Here is a 19072-nt window from a genome sequence, read left to right as displayed (position 1 = left end):
GGAGCAGGCAGGGCCTTGCTTGATCTCGGCTGCGTAAACCAGTCCGGAAATACGGCCACCTGCCTGCATAGGCCGGGATGCGCATCCCGGCCTATGCATCAAGTAAACCACAATAAGTCCACACAAGTCCGGCATGACGGATGAGATGTAGGTGACGCCTACTCGAAATCCCCGGTCATATCTTCCGGCGCCTGATCCTTCATCAGCACTTCCACATCCGAATCCCGGCCGGAGGTCACTTTGAAGTTGCGCTGGAAAACCTTGTCCTTGTTGCGGGCGATGGCGGTATATTCGCCTTCCGCCAGCACCATGGTCGAAAAGGCGCTGACGCTTTCGTTCACCACGTCGCCGCCGCCGTTCAACACCGACCATGCCGTATCGGCAATGGCTTCGCCGCCTTCTTCGGAGACGAGCTTGAGGGTGATCTGGGCGGCTTGATGCTGGAGCGTTGCTTCCGTCAGCTTGCCGGCTTCCACTTGGATGTCGGCGCGCACCACCGCATTGACGTTGCCATATTCGGAAACCACGTGATAGGTGCCGGCATTGAGGCGGACGATGGTGTTGGGCTTGATATCGGCCATGACGAGGCCGCGCTCGCCATCGGGGCGGGCGTCTGACGAATAGACGGAAAATTTGAGCTGGTTGCCGGAAATCTGCTTGTCGGAACCCGCAACCGCATTCAGCACGAAGCCGCCGGCATCGAGAATCAGCACCTGTTTCTGCACATTGCCGGAGGTCGGGACATTGAGTTTCTTGGTGACGCCCGCACGGCCGAAAGCGACGTTGACGAAATATTCGCCCGGCACCAGATGGAATTCCGCCGAGCCGCCTTCCGAACTTGCGAGCATCGGCAACTTGCCGTCCGCGCCGGGAATGGGGCTGAAGACGCGCCAGGACAGGCCTTCCTTCACCGCTTCGCCTTCGCTGGTCAGCTTGGCTTCCATGCTGATATCGCGGGCGGTGCTTTCCGGGGCGTTGGGTGCGGAAGGCGCGGTGAAAGCGTTCAGCTTCGGCATTTTCGGCGTGCCGCCGAGCTGCTTGAAGTCTTTGAAGGCGTCCTGCGAAAAAGCGGCTTGCGATAAAAGGCCAAGCACGGCACATGCAATGGTCAGACGTGCCGCGATTTTGATTGCCGACATTTTCGATACCGATTGACTTCTTGATTTTCCCGGATCACTTCAAAACCAATGCCGTGGCTATTTCAAGGCCCATGTTTTTGCGATGACAGCAGAATGGAAGATTTTTGATCATGACAAATGATATCAAGCTCCTCGATTATCTCAAGGTTCGCCGTTCCACGCCGGCCCTGCAACTTGCCGAGCCGGGGCCTTCGAAGGGGCAAATCGAGGACATCCTGCGCCTTGCCGTGCGCGTGCCTGACCATGGCAAGCTCGCCCCCTGGCGCTTCGTCGTCTATCGCGGCGAGGAGCGCGTGCGTCTCGGTGAGACGGCGCTGAGGATCGCGCTTGAAAAGAACCCGGAACTGGACCTGCAGCAGCAGGAAGCGGAACGCACCCGCTTCACCCGCGCGCCCGTCGTTATCGCCGTCATCAGCACCGCAAAGCCGCATTTCAAGATTCCGGAATGGGAACAGGTCATGTCCGCCGGTGCTGTGTGCCTCAACCTCATCTTCGCCGCCAATGCCAGCGGTTTTGCGGCGAACTGGCTGACCGAATGGTTTGCTTTCGATTCCGCATTTCTCGCGGAAATCGAGGTCGGCGCGGAAGAGAAGGTCGCCGGGTTCATTCATATCGGCTCGACGACATTCCCACCGGTGGAGCGGCCGCGGCCGGAGCTTGCCGATGTCGTCACCTGGGTCGGGGACGTTTGATGTTCTACACCACGGACACCAACCAGCATGGCCTGCCGCATGATCCGTTCAAGGCCATCGTCGCACCGCGTCCAATCGGCTGGATCGGCTCGAAGGGCAGGGACGGTTCCCTCAACCTCTCGCCCTATTCCTTCTTCAATGCGATTTCGGACCGGCCAAAGCTTGTGATGTTCTCCTCCAGCGGCAGGAAGGACAGCCTGCGCAATGTCGAGGAAACCGGTGTCTTCACCGCCAATCTCGTCAGCCGCCATCTGGTGGACCGGATGAATGCTTCTTCTGCCCCCGTTGGTTATGATGTCGATGAGTTCGCCCTTGCCGGTCTCACCGCTGTCGACGGGCGGGTGGTGGATGCGCCTTTCGTGGGCGAGGCGCTGGCGGTTCTGGAGTGCCGCGTGACCCAGATACAGCAGCTTAAGGACGTCGACGGCCAGCCGGCGGATTCGTGGATGGTGATCGGACAGGTCATGGCGATCCATATTGATGAAACGATCATTCGCGACGGGCGCATCGATATGGGGCTGTCGCGACCCGTGGCGCGCATGGGCTATATGGATTACTGCGATGGCGGCAGCGATGTATTCCAGCTGCAGCGCCCCTCTACTGCGCCGTCAATATAGTCCTTCTTCGGCTACGGTTAATTTTTATGGTGAACCAAACGTAAACCATTTGCGCCTAGAGTTTTATACATGGTGGCGGCGATGATGCCGCCATCCATTGTTGCGAATGTTTTCGAGGCTCAGGTGATCGTACAGGCATTTCTTCGCTGGTCTGAAAAGGCTGGCTCGACCGAGCGGGCGAAGGCCGCCAATGCTCTAGGCCGTGCCTATCTTCAGTCCAACATGGCGCGCGAGAACCGCGATGCCGCCTATATGGCGATGACCTATCTGCTCGACGATCCTTCGCCGCGTGTGCGATTGGCGCTTGCCGAAGCGCTGGCGGATGCCCATGACGCACCGCGCGCCATTCTCGTTTCACTCGCCGAAGACCAGCCGGAAATTGCCTGCACCGTCATTGCCCGCTCACCGGTTCTCGGCGAGGCCGATCTGGTCGATCTCGCCGGGCGTGGAGAAAGCCTGACGCGCGCGCTCATCGCCGCACGACCGGGCTTGCCGCGCGGTGTCTGCGCAGCGCTTGCCGAAGTCGGCGACTTGCCGGAAACCATTATCCTGCTCGAAAACGACGATGCTTTCATCACGCCGTTTTCGCTCAGGCGCATCGCCGAGCGCCACGGTTCGGACGCCGATATTCGCGACCTCCTGCTTCGCCGCGAGGCGCTGCCCGCCGATGCGCGTCACCTGTTGATGGGCCGCATCAGCGAAGCTCTCGCGGGTTCCGCGCTGGTTCACGCGATGATCGCGCGCAACCGCGCCGACAGTCTTTTCCGCGAGGCGGAAGATTCCGCCACCATCCTTATCGCCGCCAGCGTTTCCTCGCCGGAGCTGCCGGCGCTGGTGGAGCATCTGCGCCAGCGGCTGGAACTGACGCCGGCGCTGCTCATCCATGCCGTCTGTTCGGGTCGGCTGGAATTCTTCACGGCGGCCATGGTCAATCTCTCCGGTCTCGATGACCGCAAGGTGCGCGCCATTCTGGCGACAGGGCGGCCGCATGCCTTGAAGGCGCTGTTCCAGTCGGTCGGTCTTTTCGGCGATGTTGTCGACGTCTTCATCGAGGCGACGCTGATGTGGCGCCGTGCCGCCCGCTCGCAGCTCTCTGATGTGGCGGCCTCCGTCTCGGCGGAACTGCTGGCCCATTTCCGTGACGTCAACGGTTCCGAAACGCTGTACGAACTGCTGCATGCCGTGCGCAAGCTCGCCATCGCCGAAGAGCGGCAGAAGGCGCGGTATTATGCGGAAGCGCTGACGGTCGAGGCGGCGTGAGGCCCCGAGGGGTTTTGCAAGACGCCGCTGCGATGTTTCCGGCAGGATCACTCCCATCCTCATTCCTGTGCTTGTCACAGGAATCCAGCCGACGCGCGTCTGCGCGGCGAGTAGAGTCTTTCCAGCCCAAAGACTTGGGCTGGCTAGATTCCTGTGACAAGCACAGGAATGAGGGCAGTGTGCGCTTTCCTCTCACAGGAAACCTCTGCATTGCAGCGGAAAGAAAGCGGGCGTGACATTTCCCGCAGTCACTTATCGAACCGTTTGGCGATCCACGAATAGCTGTTTTCAACCATCCTCACCGGTGTCCCCAAAAGATGCTTTATGCCTTCGGTGGAAGGCAGGATACGGCTGACGCGGCTGATTGCCTGTTTGGTGAGGCTTTCCTCTTCCTTCGGCGTAACAGCCGCCGTTGCCTGCGGTGCAGTGGCCGGTGCCGAGGCGGGAGGTTGCGTGCCGGCCGTCTGCGGAGGCTGTTCGCCCGGTGTCTGGCATACGGCCACCACCACGGGGTAGGGTGCGTTGGCGTAACGCTCCAGCTCCTTTTCCGACACGGCGTCGCACAGTTCGATGCTCGTCCAGCGCTGCTGCGAGGTTGCCAGGTAATGGCAATCGGTGGCGCTGTCGTCGCAACCAAGGAAAGTCATGAGAACGAGGGCTGTTTTCATGGTGTGTGTTGCCTCTGTCGGGATTTATGCTCTAGAAACTCATCTATCCCGATTGCAGTGACATTACGACGAAATACGCATTTTTATAGAGAAGGCAGGCATCGCATTGGCCACCGAAATCAAGCTTGAAACACCCCGGCAGGATGCGGTTCTGCGCCTCATCGACCTTTCCAACGCCTATATGGCCTCGCTTTACCCCGCCGAGAGCAATCATCTGGTCGATATCGGCGCGCTCGAGCAGGACAATGTCTCGTTTTTCGTGGCCCGGCACGATGGCCGCGTCGTCGGCTGCGGCGCGCTGGTGGAGGCGGGCGACGGCACGGCGGAGGTCAAGCGCATGTTCGTCGATCCAGAGGCGCGGGGATTGCGGGTCGGCAAGCTGATCATGGATACGCTCGTCGCGCGCGGCGCCGAGCTTGGCCTTTCCGCCATCCGTCTCGAAACCGGTATCAGCCAGCCGGAGGCGATCGGTCTTTACCGCAAGGCGGGGTTTGTGGAGATCGAGGCCTTTGCGCCCTACAGGCCGGATCCGCTCAGCCTGTTCATGGAGAAGGTGCTTTAAGCCTACGGCGCGAGTTTGCCGTATCCTGCACGTCATCCTCGGCCCTGCGCCGAGGATCCAATCACGTATCGTAGATCAATCGGTGGCAGATGCTCGGGACAGGCCCGAGCATGACGGATGCGCGGTTTAAGGACTATCTATCGGCACCAGCGTCGAGGCGTCTGCCTGCAGGCTTCACCGATCAAAACGCCGCTTTCCGAAACGCGGTCGTTTCCTCGCTATTGTCTTCGAGCGCGGCAACCTCATCGATGGCATCTTCCTGCGTGGGCGGTGGGGGCGGAGCCTCGGCGCTGGCGGCGGCGGAGATTTCCACTTCACGCACCCATTCGCGCCAGATTGCGACCAGGAGCGCCATCAGCACCGGGCCGATGAAGAGGCCGAGGAAGCCCATGGTCTTGACGCCGCCGACGAGGCCGAAAAAGGTGGGCAGGAAGGGCAGTTTGATCGGGCCGCCGACGAGTTTCGGACGGATGGTCTTGTCGACGATGAAGAGTTCCACCGAACCCCAGACGAACAGCGCCAGCCCGTGGGCGGGCGAGCCGCTGGCGACCAGATAGATCGACACCAGGGTAAACGAGAGCGGCGCACCGCCCGGAATGAGCGCCATGACGCCGGTGAGCACGCCGAGCGTGACGGGCGAGGGCACGCCGGCGATCCAGTAGGCGATGCCGAGGATGATGCCTTCGCCGATGGCGATCAGCGTCATACCCGTCACGGTGGAGCTGATGGTGGCGGGCACGACGCGGGAAATGCGTTCCCACCGCGTCGGCAGGATGCGTTCGCCCACCAGATCGACCTGCCGGGTGAAGCCCGCGCCGTTGCGGTAGACGAAGAACAGCGCGATCAGCATGAACAGCAGGGTCAGCACCAGGTGGAAAGCGCCGTTGCCGGCGGCAAGGATCGCCCGGTAGATATTGCCGATATTGGCGCCGCTGACGAGCTGGATGAGTTCGCCGATGGCGCCCGGCGTGCCGATATATTTCACCCATTGTTCGCCGAGCCAGGGGCCGACGGCGGGCAGCGCCGCGATCCAGTCCGGCACGGGCGCGCCCGTCTTGTTGACATGCACCGCCCAGCCGAACCATTCGCGGATTTCGCTTGCCGTATAGGAGGCGGCGATGAAGATCGGCACCACGAGGAAGGCGAGGATGAGGATGATGGCGATGGTGGCGCCGAGCGTGGTGTTGCCGCCCACCTGCCGCAGAAGCCGGGTATAAACCGGCCAGCTGGCGAAACCGATGACGAGAGCGGCGAGAACGGGGACGAGAAAGCCGTGGAAGAAATAAATGCCGGCAAGGGCGACGAGAACGAGAAGCCAGCGCGCAGCCGAGATGGGCGGGATCAGGGCGATCCGCGTCGGGCTGGCGGGACCAAGCCATCTCGGTTCGCCACTGGGCTTACGGCTGTCAATGTTACTCACGGCAGGCTCTTTCTCGCATTCTCCCCGAAGGGTGCATTCACTCTGTCACACCGATACATATAAGTGCAATATAATCGGATCACATTACCGTTGTGTGTTTATTGCTGAACCTATTGAACGATTTTGGTAAAAATAGAACATCGGTCTTGGCGCGCGCATCGAAATATGACAATTGAACTCCGTTTTTCTTGCGGCGTAAGGTTGCCGCGCCCGATCTCCAGGTCATGCCATGCTCCGCCGTTTCTTCGCCTATTATCGCCCCTATCGCGGTCTGTTCATTCTCGATTTTTCCTGCGCGGTGTTGTCGGGCGTGCTCGAACTCGGTTTTCCGATGGCGGTAAAGGCCTTTGTGGATGTGCTGCTGCCGGGCGGTGAATGGGCCATCATCCTTGCCGCCTCCGTGGGTCTTCTGGTCATCTATGTGCTGAATACCGGGCTGATGGCGACAGTCACCTATTGGGGACATATGCTCGGCATCAATATCGAGACCGACATGCGGCGTCTGGCCTTCGATCATCTGCAAAAGCTCTCCTTCCGTTATTTCGACAACCAGAAGACCGGCCATCTGGTCGGGCGGCTGACCAAGGATCTGGAAGAGATCGGCGAGGTGGCCCACCACGGCCCGGAAGACCTGTTCATCGCCATCATGACCTTCATCGGCGCGTTCCTCTTGATGCTATCGGTCAATGTGCCGCTGGCGCTCATCACCGCCGCCGTCGTGCCCGTTACCGCCTGGGTGACCAGCCGTTACGGCGGCCGCATGACGCAGAATTTTCGCGCACTTTACGGCCGGGTCGGGGATTTCAACGCCCGTATCGAGGAAAATGTCGGCGGCATGCGGGTCGTGCAGGCCTTCGCCAATGAGGATCACGAGCGGGCGCTGTTCGAGAAGGACAACCAGAAATACCGCCGCACCAAGCTCGACGCCTACAAGATCATGGCGGCCAGCACCTCGCTCAGCTATATGAGCATGCGTTTGACGCAGATGATCGTGATGATCTGCGGCGCCTGGTTCGTACTGACGGGCAGCCTGACCGAAGGCGGCTTCGTTGGCTTCCTGCTGCTGGTGGGCGTGTTTTTCCGGCCGGTGGAAAAGATCAATTCGGTCATCGAGACCTATCCGAAGGGCATTGCCGGTTTCCGCCGTTTCACCGAGCTTTTGGACACCGCGCCCGATATCGTCGATGCGCCGAATGCGGTGGAAGCGCCGTTGCTGCGCGGCAATATTGAATATCGCCATGTCGGTTTCGGTTATGCCGAGGGCAAGACGGTTCTTACCAATATCGACCTGAAGATCAGCGCGGGCGAGACGGTGGCCTTTGTCGGTCCTTCGGGCGCGGGCAAGACAACGCTCTGCTCGCTTTTGCCGCGTTTTTACGATGTCACCAGCGGCGCGATCGCCATTGACGGCATCGATATCCGAAACATGAAGCTTGCTTCGCTGCGCAACCAGATCGGCATCGTGCAGCAGGATGTATTCCTGTTCGGCGGCACGATCCGCGAAAATATAGAATATGGCCGGCTTGGCGCTTCGGACGCGGACATCATGGATGCGGCGCGGCGGGCCCGTCTCGATGGCGTCATCGAAGCCATGCCGCTCGGGCTCGACACCGTCATTGGCGAGCGCGGCGTCAAGCTTTCCGGCGGCCAGAAACAGCGCCTTGCCATTGCCCGCATGTTCCTCAAGAACCCGCCGATCCTCATTCTCGATGAGGCGACCTCGGCGCTCGACACGGAAACCGAACGGGCCATCCAGCAATCGCTGACGGAGCTTGCCAAAGGCCGCACCACGCTCGTCATCGCCCACCGGCTGGCGACGATCCGCGACGCCTCGCGCATTGTGGTGGTGGACCAGACCGGCATTGCCGAAACCGGCGCCCATGCCGAGCTGCTGGCCGCCAAGGGCCACTACAGCCGCCTGCATGAGGCGCAGTTCAGCGGGCACCTTGCGGGCCTGAGCTGATAAGCGGCGCTTTGGCGCCGCAATCTATCCGCCGTTCTCGGCTGCCTGTTCCTCCACGATGCCGGGGTTGGGCTCCGGCTTGCCGGGATGGCTGGTGACGAGATAACCCATGGCGACCGCGGCGGCGACGATGAACAGCAACACGATGCCGCTGATCGTCATCAGCCAGTCGCGCGGCTTTCTGTGCGCCATGATATATTTCGGCCATCGGCTCGGATGGTTCACCAGGCTGAATTTGTGGCCCTGTCGCATGAACTTTCCCGCAATAGGTTGCTTCCTGAAAGATCAACGCCGGCGGGTGCGCGGCCGTTCCGAAATCGACGGGGCAGGGCGATGACAAGGCCGTGAGGCCCTCGAGATGACAGCGTCTCCGCATTCGTCGCCGCCCTTTTTTCCCGACCTCCATCATCCCTGCCTTAGACGGAATCCAGCCGGCGCACGACGGGAAGGAGAGGAGGGCTCGCCATAAGCGCGTGACGGTGTGTCGGTCCGCGCCCGAACCGGGCACGCGCCTGCGGCATCGTGCGCCGATATCCGACCGCAAAACTCCCCTTGTCAGTCGCCGCCGCTTATGCGAATGATTTGCAATTGCACCAATTCAATCTCCCATTTGAAAGCGCAGAAAATGGACAAGCCAGTCTTTGGATGGCGACGGAACGGCGACGATCTCTCGTTGTCCGACGTTCACAGCTCGATCCGGGTCAAACCGAATGCCGGCACGTTTCGCCGGGCGATGGCCTTTTTCGGCCCCGGCTATCTCGTTGCGGTCGGTTACATGGATCCCGGAAACTGGGCGACGTCGCTCGCCGGCGGCTCCAGATTCGGCTACACGCTGCTTACCGTCGCGCTGGTCTCGAACATCATGGCGATCGTGCTGCAATCGCTCTGCGCCCGTCTTGCGATCGCGTCCGGCCGCGATCTCGCCCAGGCCTGTCGCGATGCCTATCCGAAACCGGTGGCCATGGTGCTGTGGCTGCTGGCAGAAATCGCCATCATCGCCACCGATATCGCCGAGGTGATCGGCACGGCCATCGGCCTCAACCTCATTTTCGGCATTCCGCTCGAACTTGGCGTTCTCATCACCGCGCTCGATGTATTCCTGATCCTTTATCTGCAGAAGCTCGGCTTCCGCTGGGTGGAGGCGCTGGTCATCACGCTGCTTGGCGTCATCGCCGTGTGTTTCGCCATTCAGGTGGCGCTCGCCGACCCTGACTGGGGGCAGGTGATTCTCGGTTTCGCGCCGACGACGGAGATCGTCACCAATCCGGACATGCTCTATCTGGCGCTCGGCATTCTCGGCGCCACCGTCATGCCGCATAATCTCTATCTGCATTCGGGCATCGTGCAGACCCGCGAAATCGGTGAGACGCTTGCCGAAAAACGCGAGGCGCTGAAATTTGCCACGCTCGATTCCACCATCGCGCTGATGTTCGCGCTCCTCATCAACGCCTCGATCCTCATTCTGGCGGCGGCGACCTTCAACAAGGCGGGGCAGACGACCGTTGCCGAACTCGGCGAAGCCCATAATCTGCTGGCACCGCTGCTCGGCCTTGCCATTGCGCCGACGCTGTTCGGCGTGGCGCTTTTATGCTGCGGCATCAATTCCACCGTCACGGCAACGCTTGCCGGCCAGATCGTGATGGAAGGTTTCCTCAAGATGCGGCTCGCCCCCTGGCTGCGCCGCCTCATCACCCGCGCCATCGCCATCGTCCCAGCCGCGGGCGTGACCATCTTCTATGGCGATAGCGGCACGGCGGAACTGCTGATCCTGACGCAGGTGGTGCTCAGCCTGCAACTCTCCTTCGCGGTCTTCCCACTCGTGATGTTCACCGCTGATAAGGCCAAGATGGGCGAGCTGCGCTCGCCGCTCTGGCTCTCGGCCTTTGCGTGGCTGATCGCGGTGGTGATTGCGGGGCTGAATGTGAAGTTGCTGGTGGATTTTATGGGGTGAGGTCGGTCAGGCCGCGCCTTTACGAAGCGCGGCCGCCGTTCCCTCCGGATCGACGGCGATGACCTTTAGATAAGCGCGGGCCGGTTGATCCGGCTCGCTTCGACCCTGTTCCCAATCGCGCAAGGTGCCGAGCGGAATATGATAACGCGCGGAAAACTCTTCCTGCGTCAGCTTCAGAGCCCGGCGGATGATCTTGATGCGGGGCATTCTGGGCGCTGCGGCGAGCTGTTCGGCGGAAAGCGGTCGATTATCAGGGTCGGCCAGCGCATTGGCCTCTGCTTCCTCGTCGGTCATGGCGTGAAGACGGACCCAGTCGGTTTGATCGGTTTTACCAGCCATTGTCGTCATATTCCTTGCGCTCTGCGCGTGTCGCCTTTCGTGCGGAGATGATGCGGATCACTTCGCTTCGTTCGGTATAGATCACGGTCAGAACCAATCCGCTGCCCAAACCCACTATACGCCGTCGGACTTCACCGTAATTCGCTGAACGATCCTCGATATCCACGGCAAATGGATCGTCAAAAACCCTGCGGGCGGTTTCAAAACTGACGCCATGTTTGGCGAGATTGGCTGACGCCTTATGCGCATTCCATTCGAAATATAACATTCTGAACTACGGGTTTCCAGTAGTTGCAATAAATAAAACATCAAAACAATAAGGGCTCTTTCATATCTGAAAGAGCCCTCAAGACTAATCATTTTTTGGTGCCTAAGCTAACGCTCAGCTGCAACCACTCGTCGCACCGCAAGTATCGCACTTCTCGCAAGTGCCGTTCCGCACCATCGTGAAGTTCTGGCATTCCGAGCACATGTTGCCCGTGTAGCCCTGAGCAATCGAGCGCATGCGGCGTTCGTTTTCCACCTTCTTGGCTTCCGTCTTGGCCGATGCAGCGTCGGCGGCGGCCTTGTCGGAGAAGAGGGCGGTGGCCGTCTGCTGGGATTCCTGGGCGACGTCGTCGATGACTTCCTCGGCGATTTCTTCGGCCAGTTCCCTGGCGCGCTCCTCATAGTCCCGCTTGAAGGAGACGATTTCGGAGGTCGCGACGGAGACGGTCGGTTCCAGCTTGCGGGCGGCGGAGCCGGCAAAGGAGGTCACGTTGGCCGAGGCGCGGGCAGGGGCTGCCGTTGCCGAGCCCTTGGGCTCGGAAGACGAACGTTCGCCGCCATTGCTGGAAACCAGCGTCGGCTTGTAACCGCGGGTCCAGCCGGTGGAAACGAGGTTGGTCTTGCCTTCCTGGATGCCCTTGCCGAGTGCCGTGTTGGAGAAGTCGGACGTATCAACATGGGCCAGATCGTGGCGGCCGAGATAGGAGACGGCGAGTTCGCGGAACACGTAGTCGAGGATCGACGTGGCGTTCTTGATCGCGTCGTTGCCCTGCACCATGCCGGCGGGTTCGAACTTGGTGAAGGTGAAAGCCTCCACATATTCTTCCAGCGGCACGCCATATTGCAGGCCGAGCGAAATGGCGATGGCGAAGTTGTTCATCATCGCACGGAAGGCGGCACCTTCCTTGTGCATGTCGATGAAGATTTCGCCGATGCGGCCATCGCCGAATTCGCCGGTGCGCAGATAGACCTTGTGACCGCCGACGGTTGCCTTCTGGGTGTAGCCCTGACGGCGGTTCGGCAGCTTTTCACGCTCGCGCGAGACGCGCTCGATGACGCGTTCGACGATCTTTTCGGTGATTGTCACGGCCTGCTGTGCAGCCGGCTGCTGGATCAGCTCTTCGATCAGGTCTTCTTCGTCCTCATCTTCCACCAGCGACGCGTTGAGCGGCTGGGAAAGCTTGGAACCATCGCGGTAAAGGGCGTTCGCCTTCAGCGCCAGCTTCCAGGAGAGCATGTAGGCGCTGCCGCAATCCTCGACCGTCGCATCGTTCGGCATGTTGATCGTCTTGGAAATCGCACCCGAGATGAAGGGCTGTGCCGCCGCCATCATGCGGATATGCGATTCGACCGAGAGATAACGCTTGCCGATCTTGCCGCAGGGGTTGGCGCAATCGAAGACCGGCAGATGCTCGGCCTTCAGGAACGGTGCGCCTTCCAGCGTCATCGCGCCGCAGACGTGAACGTTTGCCGCTTCGATGTCCTTCTTGCCGAAGCCGAGGTGCTCGAGCAGGTTGAAGCTCATGTCGGAGAGCTGCTCGTCGGAAACTTTCAGCGTTTCCTTGAGGAAGTCGGCGCCCAGCGTCCACTGGTTGAAGACGAACTTGATGTCGAAGGCGCTTTTCAGCGCGGCGTTGACGGCTTCGATCTTCTCATCGGTGAAGCCCTTGGCCTTCAGCGTGGAAGGGTTGATGCCGGGCGCCTGGTTGAGATTGCCGTGGCCGACGGCGTAGGCTTCGATCTCGGCGATCTGGCTTTCGGAATACCCAAGCGAACGCAGCGCATCCGGAACGGCGCGGTTGATGATCTTGAAGTAACCGCCGCCGGCGAGCTTCTTGAACTTCACCAGCGCGAAGTCGGGCTCGATGCCGGTCGTGTCGCAATCCATCACGAGGCCGATCGTGCCGGTCGGCGCGATAACCGTCGTCTGGGCGTTGCGGTAGCCGTGCTGTTCGCCGAGCGTCAGCGCCTTGTCCCAGGCGGCAACGGCATGGGCGATCAGGTCCTGATCCGGGCAATCGCCATGGATGAGCGCGACCGGGTTGACCGACAGGCCTTCATAACCTTGCGACTGGCCGTGAGCGGCGCGGCGGTGGTTGCGGATGACGCGCAGCATGTTGTCGCGGTTCGGGGCAAAGCCCGGGAAGGGGCCAAGCTCGCCGGCCATTTCGGCCGAGGTGGCGTAGGAAACGCCGGTCATGATGGCGGTGAGCGCACCGGCAATGGCGCGGCCTTCGGCGCTGTCATAGGGAATGCCCGAGGACATCAGGAGGCCGCCGATATTGGCGTAACCGAGGCCGAGCGTGCGGTATTCATAGGAAAGTTCGGCGATCTGGCGCGACGGGAACTGCGCCATCATCACCGACACTTCGAGCACGACGGTCCACAGGCGAACGGCATGTTCGTAATCGGCGATATCGATGCGCTTCGTCGCCTGATCCTTGAACTGCAAAAGGTTCAGCGAGGCAAGGTTGCAGGCCGTGTCATCGAGGAACATATATTCCGAGCACGGATTGGAAGCGCGGATCGGGCCGGCCGCCGGCGAGGTGTGCCAGTCGTTCATGGTGGTGTTGAAGTGCAGGCCCGGATCGGCCGATGCCCAGGCGGCGTGGGAAATCTTTTCCCAGAGGTCGCGGGCCTTCAGCGTCTTCATGACCTTGCCGTCCTTGCGGGCGGTGAGGTTCCAGTCGCCGTCATTTTCGACAGCGCGCAGGAAGTCGTCCTTCAGCGAAACGGAGTTGTTGGAGTTCTGGCCGGATACCGTGAGGTAGGCTTCCGAATCCCAATCCGTGTCATAGGTCTTGAACTGGATGTCCTTGTAACCCTGTTCGGCGAACTGGATGACGCGCTTGACGTAGTTTTCCGGCACCATGTCCTTCTTGGCAGCGCGAATTTCGCGCTTCAGGGCAGGATTCTTGGCCGGGTCGAAGCAATCGCCATTGTCGGCCTCGCAATTGACGCAGGCCTTCATGATCGCCTTCAGGTGCTTGGCGACGATCTTGGAGCCGGTCACGAGAGCGGCAACCTTCTGCTCCTCGTTCACCTTCCAGTCGATATAGGCTTCGATATCCGGATGGTCGGCATCGACAACGACCATCTTCGCCGCACGACGGGTCGTGCCGCCGGACTTGATGGCGCCGGCTGCGCGGTCGCCGATCTTGAGGAAGCTCATCAGGCCGGAGGAGCGGCCGCCGCCGGAAAGCTTTTCGCCTTCGCCACGCAGATAGGAGAAGTTGGAGCCGGTGCCGGAACCGTATTTGAACAGGCGCGCTTCACGCACCCACAGATCCATGATGCCGCCTTCGTTGACGAGATCGTCCTCAACGGACTGGATGAAGCAGGCATGCGGCTGCGGATGTTCGTAAGCGGACTTCGACTTGGTCAGCTTAGCCGTGAAGGGATCAACATAGAAGTGGCCCTGGCCGGGGCCATCGATGCCATAGGCCCAGTGCAGGCCCGTGTTGAACCATTGCGGGGAATTCGGCGCAACGCGCTGGGTGGCGAGCATATAGGCAAGCTCATCGCGGAAGGCCAGCGCATCTTCTTCGGACGAGAAATATTTGCCCTTCCAGCCCCAATAGGCCCAGGTGCCGGCCAGACGGTCGAAAACCTGACGCGCATCGGTCTCGGAGCCGAAACGTTCGGCTTCCGGCACATCCTTCAGCGCCTTTTCATCGGGCACCGAGCGCCACAGGAAGGAAGGAACGTCGTTTTCCTCAACCTTCTTAAGGAACTTCGGCACGCCGGCCTTGCGGAAATATTTCTGCGCCAGAACGTCGGTGGCAACCTGGCTGAACTGCGCGGGAACGTCGATATCCGCCAGACGGAACACGATCGATCCATCCGGGTTCTTGATTTCACTGACGGCCTTGCGGAAGTCGATTTCCGCATAAGGCGATTGGCCGGGCTTCGTGAAGCGGCGTTCAATGCGCATGGTTTCTGTCCTCGTCCATTGGGCGCCCGGTGAAGGGCGCAAAAATCCGGTCCAGCCGTGCGATGCCTTCGCGCAGCCGGTTGTTGCCGATCTGAAAGGGATGTTCATCCTTGGATGTCATCCCTGTATCTCGTGGCTTATTCGGCTGCAAGCATGTCATGGAATACTAAATATAGTATCAACAGCTTCCTGCCGCCAGTCCCCGCGTCATGTTTTTGGCGGTTCCGAAAGGCGCGCAAAAGCCTGCGGCGAACCGCCCCCTCATGGCCGGGACGCCGCTTTGGACATGCGCGCTGAAGATGGAGAGGAACCGGCCTCGTTACTTTCCGGTCCGTTGCCGCCGCAACATAATTGTCACTTTCCTCTCGCGGCACAGATTCGTCAAGCCATAGATTGAAACCCATTTTTAACCACAAGATATTGTGTGGAGTGCCTGTGGAAAACGGGGATAGGAAAAGCTCTTAGAAAAATCAGTGACTTGGCGGGAAAGTTTGAAGCTTGCGCGAGGCTGGTTTCCGCAAGGGAAAGGCAAAACCCCACATTTCCGGGGTGAGGCATAAAGGCGACACTGCGGTTTTTCCGTGTTTTTTAGCTGTCGCCATAAAGGCGTTTCCCGACAAAAAAACCGCCCCGATGGGGCGGCTTCAAAGCGTGATTTTTCTCTGCGGGGCTGGTCAGCCGCGCGATCCCTTGGCAATCGGCTCCTGATAGGTGAAGCCCATGTCCCAGGGGAAATAAATCCAGGTGTCCTGGCTGACTTCGGTGACGAAGGTGTCGATGGTCGGCACGCCCTTCGGCTTGGCGTAAACACAGGCGAAATGCGCCTTGGGCAGCATTTCGCGCACTTCGAGCGCCGTCTTGCCGGTATCGGTCAGGTCGTCCAGCACCAGCACGCCTTCGCCGCCATCCGCCGAAAGTTCCGGGGCGACACCCTTCAGCAGAACCGTTTCGCCCTGATTGACGTAATCATGACGGGTGGCGATGCAGACCGTGTCGATCAGGCGGATATTCAGTTCGCGGGAAATGATCGCCGCCGGCACGAGGCCGCCGCGGGTGATACAGACGATCGCGCGGAACTCTTTGTCGAGGCCGGCAAGACGCCAGGCAAGCGCACGGGCATCGCGGTGGAACTGGTCCCAGGAGACGGGAAAGGCTTTATCGGGAAGGGACATGTCGTCTACCATCTGGTCAAAATTGTCGATGGCTTTGGCTAATAGCCGCAAGACCGGCAAAAAGGCAAGCTTTCCGCACGGTCTTGTGGCTCAATCCACTTCCACCGATTTTAACGCGACAGCAGCGTCAGCGCCGTCATGGAATCGAGCAGGGTGCGGGTGACACCGCCAAACAGCAGTTCCCACCAGCGGGAATGGCCGTAAGCGCCCATGACAAGAAGGTCGATGCTGTTATCGGACAGCCGGTTTTCGATGGCCGCCTGCGGCGAGACGCCGGCGATCTTTTCCTGCGAGGTCACGGTGACGTTGACGCCGTGGCGGGCGAGCGTGGCGGCCAGTTCCGCACCGGCGAGGCCGGAAGACTGCGTTTCGCTCTCGGCCTGATCGACGGAGAATATCTCGACGCTCTCGGCCGCCTTGAGGAAGGGCAGGGCGTCGAAGGTGGCGCGGGTCGCCTCGCGCGAGCCGTTCCAGGCGATCAGGACGCGCTTGATCGGTTTCGCAACGCTCAGCACATGCGGCACGAGGAGAACGGGGCGGCCGCTTTCATAGAGGAAACCGTCAATATCCGAACGGCTGTCGGAAAGTGCGGAGGAGTTGCTCTGGCGGGCGACGATGAGATCGGCGCAACGGGCGCTGTCGATGGCCGATGCGGAGGCGTAACCCACCGATGTGACGAAGCTGCGCCATTCGTGCGAGATGCCGTTGGCGGCCAGCGTACGCTCGAAGATGGTTCCGACGTCGGTGGTTTCCTTATGCGCCACATCCTGCAGCGCCTGCACGGTGGCGGGGTCGGGAATTTCCATCGGCGCGACGAGGGGAACGGCGGCCAGCGTTTCCATATGCAGGCCGATCACATGCGAGGAAAACTGATCGGCAAGGCTTACCACGAATTCGCCGAGCTTTTGCGTGTTCGAAACATTGTCGACCACTGCCAATATCGTCTTGTAACCCATTTCTCTCTCCTCGGTGACATGTCGTTTTCAGATCGTTCTGGCTGTTCTTCGAATCGCCAGAACGATCTAAGTCTCTGTTTTATGCATTGTCCGGACGGAAAAGCTGTTCCGCTTTTCCTGGAAATGCTCAGGGGGAGAGTGGCCGCCTTTACAGGCCGCCACCTTGATTTTGGTCAAAGCTTCCCGGTCTCAAGCCTTTTCTGTCTTAGGCGGTTGCATCGCCCTTGCTGGCTGCCAGTCTTTTTTCATGGCCGATGGTCTCGATCATGGCCGCAACCGCGTCTGCTGCCGCCTTCAGGACGCCAGCGTCGCGGGCGCGCACCACGATCTCCGTCGAAAAGCGCTGCCCGTCATATTTGGGATAGGAGCCGATGCTGGTTTCGGGATGGGCTTTCTGAATGGCCGTCAGCGGCGTGCCGATATCGCCTTCGCCATAGGGCGACCGCACCGCCTGCGACATGACCTTCGCGCCGGTGCGCAGCGTCGGCATGACATTGTCCAGCATGGCCTGAAACACCTGCGGCACGCCGGCCATGACGTAAACATTGCCGATGACGAAGCCGGGGGCGACGGAAACGGGATTGGCGATGTGGGCAGCTCCTCTCGGCATGCGTGCCATGCGTTTGCGCGCCTCGGTGAATTCCATCTCGCGGACGCGATACATGTCACCCAGCAGGCGCAGCGCCTCGGCATCGTGCTCGCAGGGCAGGCCGAACGCCGCCGAGACCGCATCCGCGGTGATGTCGTCATGGGTCGGGCCGATGCCGCCTGACGTGAAGACATAATCATAGCGGCTGCGCAGCGCGTTCAGCGCTTCCACGATCGCTTCCTCCTCGTCGGCGACGATGCGCACTTCCTTCAGGTCGATGCCGGACATGGTGAGGACATCCGCGAGGTGGCCGATATTCTTGTCCTTGGTGCGGCCCGAAAGCAGTTCGTCGCCAATGGCAAGCATGGCGGCGGTCACGACGGATTGGGCGGAGGAGGGATTGGACATGGTTGCACTCGTCATCTGTTTCACCCGACGTTAACGCCGCGCCAGCGCGAATGCAAAGCGGTTTTGAAGAAACGCAAAAGGGGGATTGGTTGACGATGGCTCCGAGCGTTCACTCATCGTGAACAGTGCGTATGCCAATCCCCGGCTGGCGGCAGACCGATCCGTCCGCTACCTTTTTGTCATACGCTTTTTACAGGTCAAAGCCGATGATCATTGAGTTTTTAAAGAAGCTTGTCGCCGGTACGCCGGAAACAGTTCCAGCAAAGGAAACGAAGAGAATGACGAAGGTTCTGGTACTTTATTACTCCTCTTACGGCCATATCGAGAAGATGGCCTATGCCGTTGCCGAGGGCGTGAAGTCCACCGGCGCGGAAGCCGTGGTGAAGCGCGTTCCCGAACTCGTTCCGGAAGAAGTTGCAAAGTCTTCCCATTTCAAGCTGGATCAGCCGGCCCCGGTGGCGACGGTGGACGAACTGGCGGATTACGACGCCATCATCGTCGGCGCCGGCACGCGTTTCGGCACGGTCGCCTCGCAGATGCGCAATTTCTGGGACCAGACCGGCGGCCTGTGGTTCAGCGGCAAGCTGGTCGGCAAGGTCGGTTCGGCCTTCACCTCTTCCGCCACCCAGCATGGCGGACAGGAATCGACCATCCTCGGTTTCATCCCCACCTTCCTGCACCATGGCATGGCGGTCGTCGGTCTGCCCTATGCTTTCCAGGGCCAGATGGGCGTCGATGAAATCAAGGGCGGCTCGCCCTATGGCGCCTCCACCATCACCGATGGCGACGGCTCGCGCCAGCCTTCCGAAATCGAACTGGAAGCCGCTCGTTATCAGGGCGCGCATGTCGCCAAACTGGCCGCCAAGCTTTCCGCCTGATTGGATGATCTGTTGAAAAAAAATGCGGCCCACAAGGCCGCATTTTTTAATGCCGGAACGTCACGTCGCCGGTACAGTCGAAGAAGAATTTTTGCCGTGGGTCAGATCGGTAGGTTGACCATGAAAAGGCAGCTTGCGACCACGAAGCCGAGCATCGAGATTTCGAGAAAACCGTTCAATCCGTCACGCATTCCAATCCTCCTCCTGTTGGATGAAAAGAGAACGGTCAGAGTTTATCGCGGTTCCATAACGAAAGA

Annotated in this window: 18 protein-coding genes; 7 read left to right on the top strand and 11 right to left on the bottom strand. The window is 60.4% G+C overall.

The window, feature by feature from the left end; genetic code table 11:
* Positions 1 to 158: 158 nt before the first annotated feature.
* Positions 159 to 1139 carry a hypothetical protein gene (locus I3J13_RS02960; protein ID WP_080851763.1) on the bottom strand — a complete coding sequence of 327 codons (981 nt, stop codon included), beginning with the start codon at positions 1137 to 1139 and terminating at the stop codon, positions 159 to 161.
* Between the two features lie 110 nt (positions 1140 to 1249).
* On the opposite strand from I3J13_RS02960, the gene I3J13_RS02955 reads away from it, so the two are divergent.
* The 3 genes from I3J13_RS02955 (at position 1250) to I3J13_RS02945 (ending at position 3708) form a co-directional block, all read left to right on the top strand.
* Entirely contained in the window at positions 1250 to 1831 is a 582-nt protein-coding gene (locus tag I3J13_RS02955; RefSeq protein WP_059760236.1) for a nitroreductase family protein, read from the top strand.
* Positions 1831 to 2448, top strand: a complete 618-nt coding sequence (locus I3J13_RS02950) for a flavin reductase family protein (RefSeq protein ID WP_065655140.1) — start codon at positions 1831 to 1833, stop codon at positions 2446 to 2448. The genes I3J13_RS02955 and I3J13_RS02950 overlap by 1 nt, the downstream gene beginning before the upstream one ends.
* 69 nt (positions 2449 to 2517) lie before the next feature.
* Positions 2518 to 3708, top strand: coding sequence for a DUF2336 domain-containing protein (locus I3J13_RS02945; RefSeq protein WP_196377960.1), 1191 nt, complete (start codon positions 2518 to 2520; stop codon positions 3706 to 3708).
* Between the two features lie 248 nt (positions 3709 to 3956).
* Here the strand turns inward: I3J13_RS02945 and I3J13_RS02940 are convergent, their stop codons facing one another.
* Positions 3957 to 4376: a hypothetical protein gene (locus tag I3J13_RS02940; protein ID WP_003523385.1), complete on the bottom strand. Its 420-nt coding sequence runs from the start codon at positions 4374 to 4376 to the stop codon at positions 3957 to 3959.
* A gap of 106 nt (positions 4377 to 4482) precedes the next feature.
* On the opposite strand from I3J13_RS02940, the gene I3J13_RS02935 reads away from it, so the two are divergent.
* The gene (locus I3J13_RS02935) at positions 4483 to 4938 is read left to right on the top strand and encodes a GNAT family N-acetyltransferase (RefSeq protein WP_196377959.1); all 456 of its coding nucleotides are present in this window, start codon (positions 4483 to 4485) and stop codon (positions 4936 to 4938) included.
* A 181-nt stretch (positions 4939 to 5119) separates the two neighbouring features.
* On the opposite strand, the gene I3J13_RS02930 is transcribed toward I3J13_RS02935, so the two are convergent.
* Positions 5120 to 6358, bottom strand: a complete 1239-nt coding sequence (locus I3J13_RS02930; RefSeq protein WP_020808949.1) for an AI-2E family transporter — start codon at positions 6356 to 6358, stop codon at positions 5120 to 5122.
* Between the two features lie 229 nt (positions 6359 to 6587).
* Between I3J13_RS02930 and I3J13_RS02925 the strand changes: the two genes are divergently transcribed.
* Complete coding sequence (locus tag I3J13_RS02925) at positions 6588 to 8321, top strand: ABC transporter ATP-binding protein (RefSeq protein WP_196377958.1); 1734 nt, start codon at positions 6588 to 6590, stop codon at positions 8319 to 8321.
* A gap of 24 nt (positions 8322 to 8345) precedes the next feature.
* Here the strand turns inward: I3J13_RS02925 and I3J13_RS02920 are convergent, their stop codons facing one another.
* The gene (locus tag I3J13_RS02920; protein ID WP_003523379.1) at positions 8346 to 8573 is read right to left on the bottom strand and encodes a hypothetical protein; all 228 of its coding nucleotides are present in this window, start codon (positions 8571 to 8573) and stop codon (positions 8346 to 8348) included.
* Positions 8574 to 8946: 373 nt separating this feature from the next.
* Between I3J13_RS02920 and I3J13_RS02915 the strand changes: the two genes are divergently transcribed.
* Positions 8947 to 10272 (top strand): Nramp family divalent metal transporter, encoded by a 1326-nt coding sequence (locus tag I3J13_RS02915; RefSeq protein WP_185740892.1) that lies wholly within the window; start codon positions 8947 to 8949, stop codon positions 10270 to 10272.
* Positions 10273 to 10278: 6 nt separating this feature from the next.
* On the opposite strand, the gene I3J13_RS02910 is transcribed toward I3J13_RS02915, so the two are convergent.
* The 7 genes from I3J13_RS02910 to I3J13_RS02885 form a co-directional block, all read right to left on the bottom strand.
* Positions 10279 to 10611 carry a helix-turn-helix domain-containing protein gene (locus tag I3J13_RS02910; protein WP_196377957.1) on the bottom strand — a complete coding sequence of 111 codons (333 nt, stop codon included), beginning with the start codon at positions 10609 to 10611 and terminating at the stop codon, positions 10279 to 10281.
* Entirely contained in the window at positions 10601 to 10879 is a 279-nt protein-coding gene (locus tag I3J13_RS02905; protein WP_196377956.1) for a BrnT family toxin, read from the bottom strand. The genes I3J13_RS02910 and I3J13_RS02905 overlap by 11 nt, the downstream gene beginning before the upstream one ends.
* A 114-nt stretch (positions 10880 to 10993) precedes the next feature.
* Positions 10994 to 14812: a vitamin B12-dependent ribonucleotide reductase gene (locus I3J13_RS02900; protein WP_196377955.1), complete on the bottom strand. Its 3819-nt coding sequence runs from the start codon at positions 14810 to 14812 to the stop codon at positions 10994 to 10996.
* Positions 14802 to 14933 (bottom strand): hypothetical protein, encoded by a 132-nt coding sequence (locus I3J13_RS25935; RefSeq protein ID WP_256364474.1) that lies wholly within the window; start codon positions 14931 to 14933, stop codon positions 14802 to 14804. Before I3J13_RS25935 ends, I3J13_RS02900 begins: the two co-directional genes overlap by 11 nt.
* A 553-nt stretch (positions 14934 to 15486) precedes the next feature.
* The gene (gpt, locus tag I3J13_RS02895) at positions 15487 to 15984 is read right to left on the bottom strand and encodes a xanthine phosphoribosyltransferase (RefSeq protein WP_035263984.1); all 498 of its coding nucleotides are present in this window, start codon (positions 15982 to 15984) and stop codon (positions 15487 to 15489) included.
* Between the two features lie 110 nt (positions 15985 to 16094).
* On the bottom strand, positions 16095 to 16940 hold the full coding sequence (locus tag I3J13_RS02890) for a universal stress protein (RefSeq protein WP_196377954.1): 846 nt from the start codon (positions 16938 to 16940) through the stop codon (positions 16095 to 16097).
* A 205-nt stretch (positions 16941 to 17145) separates the two neighbouring features.
* Positions 17146 to 17937, bottom strand: coding sequence for a competence/damage-inducible protein A (locus I3J13_RS02885; RefSeq protein ID WP_174056915.1), 792 nt, complete (start codon positions 17935 to 17937; stop codon positions 17146 to 17148).
* 278 nt (positions 17938 to 18215) lie between these two features.
* Here I3J13_RS02885 and wrbA point away from each other — a divergent pair, with 278 nt between their 5' ends.
* Positions 18216 to 18815: an NAD(P)H:quinone oxidoreductase type IV gene (gene wrbA, locus I3J13_RS02880; protein ID WP_003509751.1), complete on the top strand. Its 600-nt coding sequence runs from the start codon at positions 18216 to 18218 to the stop codon at positions 18813 to 18815.
* Positions 18816 to 19072: the final 257 nt, after the last annotated feature.

The sequence above is a fragment of the Agrobacterium leguminum genome (assembly GCF_015704895.1).
GTDB classification, from domain to species: Bacteria; Pseudomonadota; Alphaproteobacteria; order Rhizobiales; family Rhizobiaceae; genus Agrobacterium; species Agrobacterium leguminum.
This window is presented reverse-complemented; position numbering and strand designations above follow the sequence as displayed.

Coding starts and splice junctions, on each gene's coding strand:
- I3J13_RS02960 (WP_080851763.1), bottom strand. CDS start 1,139: ATGTCGGCAATCAAAATCGCGGCACGTCTGACCATTGCATGTGCCGTG.
- I3J13_RS02955 (WP_059760236.1), top strand. CDS start 1,250: ATGACAAATGATATCAAGCTCCTCGATTATCTCAAGGTTCGCCGTTCC.
- I3J13_RS02950 (WP_065655140.1), top strand. CDS start 1,831: ATGTTCTACACCACGGACACCAACCAGCATGGCCTGCCGCATGATCCG.
- I3J13_RS02945 (WP_196377960.1), top strand. CDS start 2,518: ATGGTGGCGGCGATGATGCCGCCATCCATTGTTGCGAATGTTTTCGAG.
- I3J13_RS02940 (WP_003523385.1), bottom strand. CDS start 4,376: ATGAAAACAGCCCTCGTTCTCATGACTTTCCTTGGTTGCGACGACAGC.
- I3J13_RS02925 (WP_196377958.1), top strand. CDS start 6,588: ATGCTCCGCCGTTTCTTCGCCTATTATCGCCCCTATCGCGGTCTGTTC.
- I3J13_RS02920 (WP_003523379.1), bottom strand. CDS start 8,573: ATGCGACAGGGCCACAAATTCAGCCTGGTGAACCATCCGAGCCGATGG.
- I3J13_RS02915 (WP_185740892.1), top strand. CDS start 8,947: ATGGACAAGCCAGTCTTTGGATGGCGACGGAACGGCGACGATCTCTCG.
- I3J13_RS02910 (WP_196377957.1), bottom strand. CDS start 10,611: ATGGCTGGTAAAACCGATCAAACCGACTGGGTCCGTCTTCACGCCATG.
- I3J13_RS02905 (WP_196377956.1), bottom strand. CDS start 10,879: ATGTTATATTTCGAATGGAATGCGCATAAGGCGTCAGCCAATCTCGCC.
- I3J13_RS02900 (WP_196377955.1), bottom strand. CDS start 14,812: ATGCGCATTGAACGCCGCTTCACGAAGCCCGGCCAATCGCCTTATGCG.
- I3J13_RS25935 (WP_256364474.1), bottom strand. CDS start 14,933: ATGACATCCAAGGATGAACATCCCTTTCAGATCGGCAACAACCGGCTG.
- gpt (WP_035263984.1), bottom strand. CDS start 15,984: ATGTCCCTTCCCGATAAAGCCTTTCCCGTCTCCTGGGACCAGTTCCAC.
- I3J13_RS02890 (WP_196377954.1), bottom strand. CDS start 16,940: ATGGGTTACAAGACGATATTGGCAGTGGTCGACAATGTTTCGAACACG.
- I3J13_RS02885 (WP_174056915.1), bottom strand. CDS start 17,937: ATGTCCAATCCCTCCTCCGCCCAATCCGTCGTGACCGCCGCCATGCTT.
- wrbA (WP_003509751.1), top strand. CDS start 18,216: ATGACGAAGGTTCTGGTACTTTATTACTCCTCTTACGGCCATATCGAG.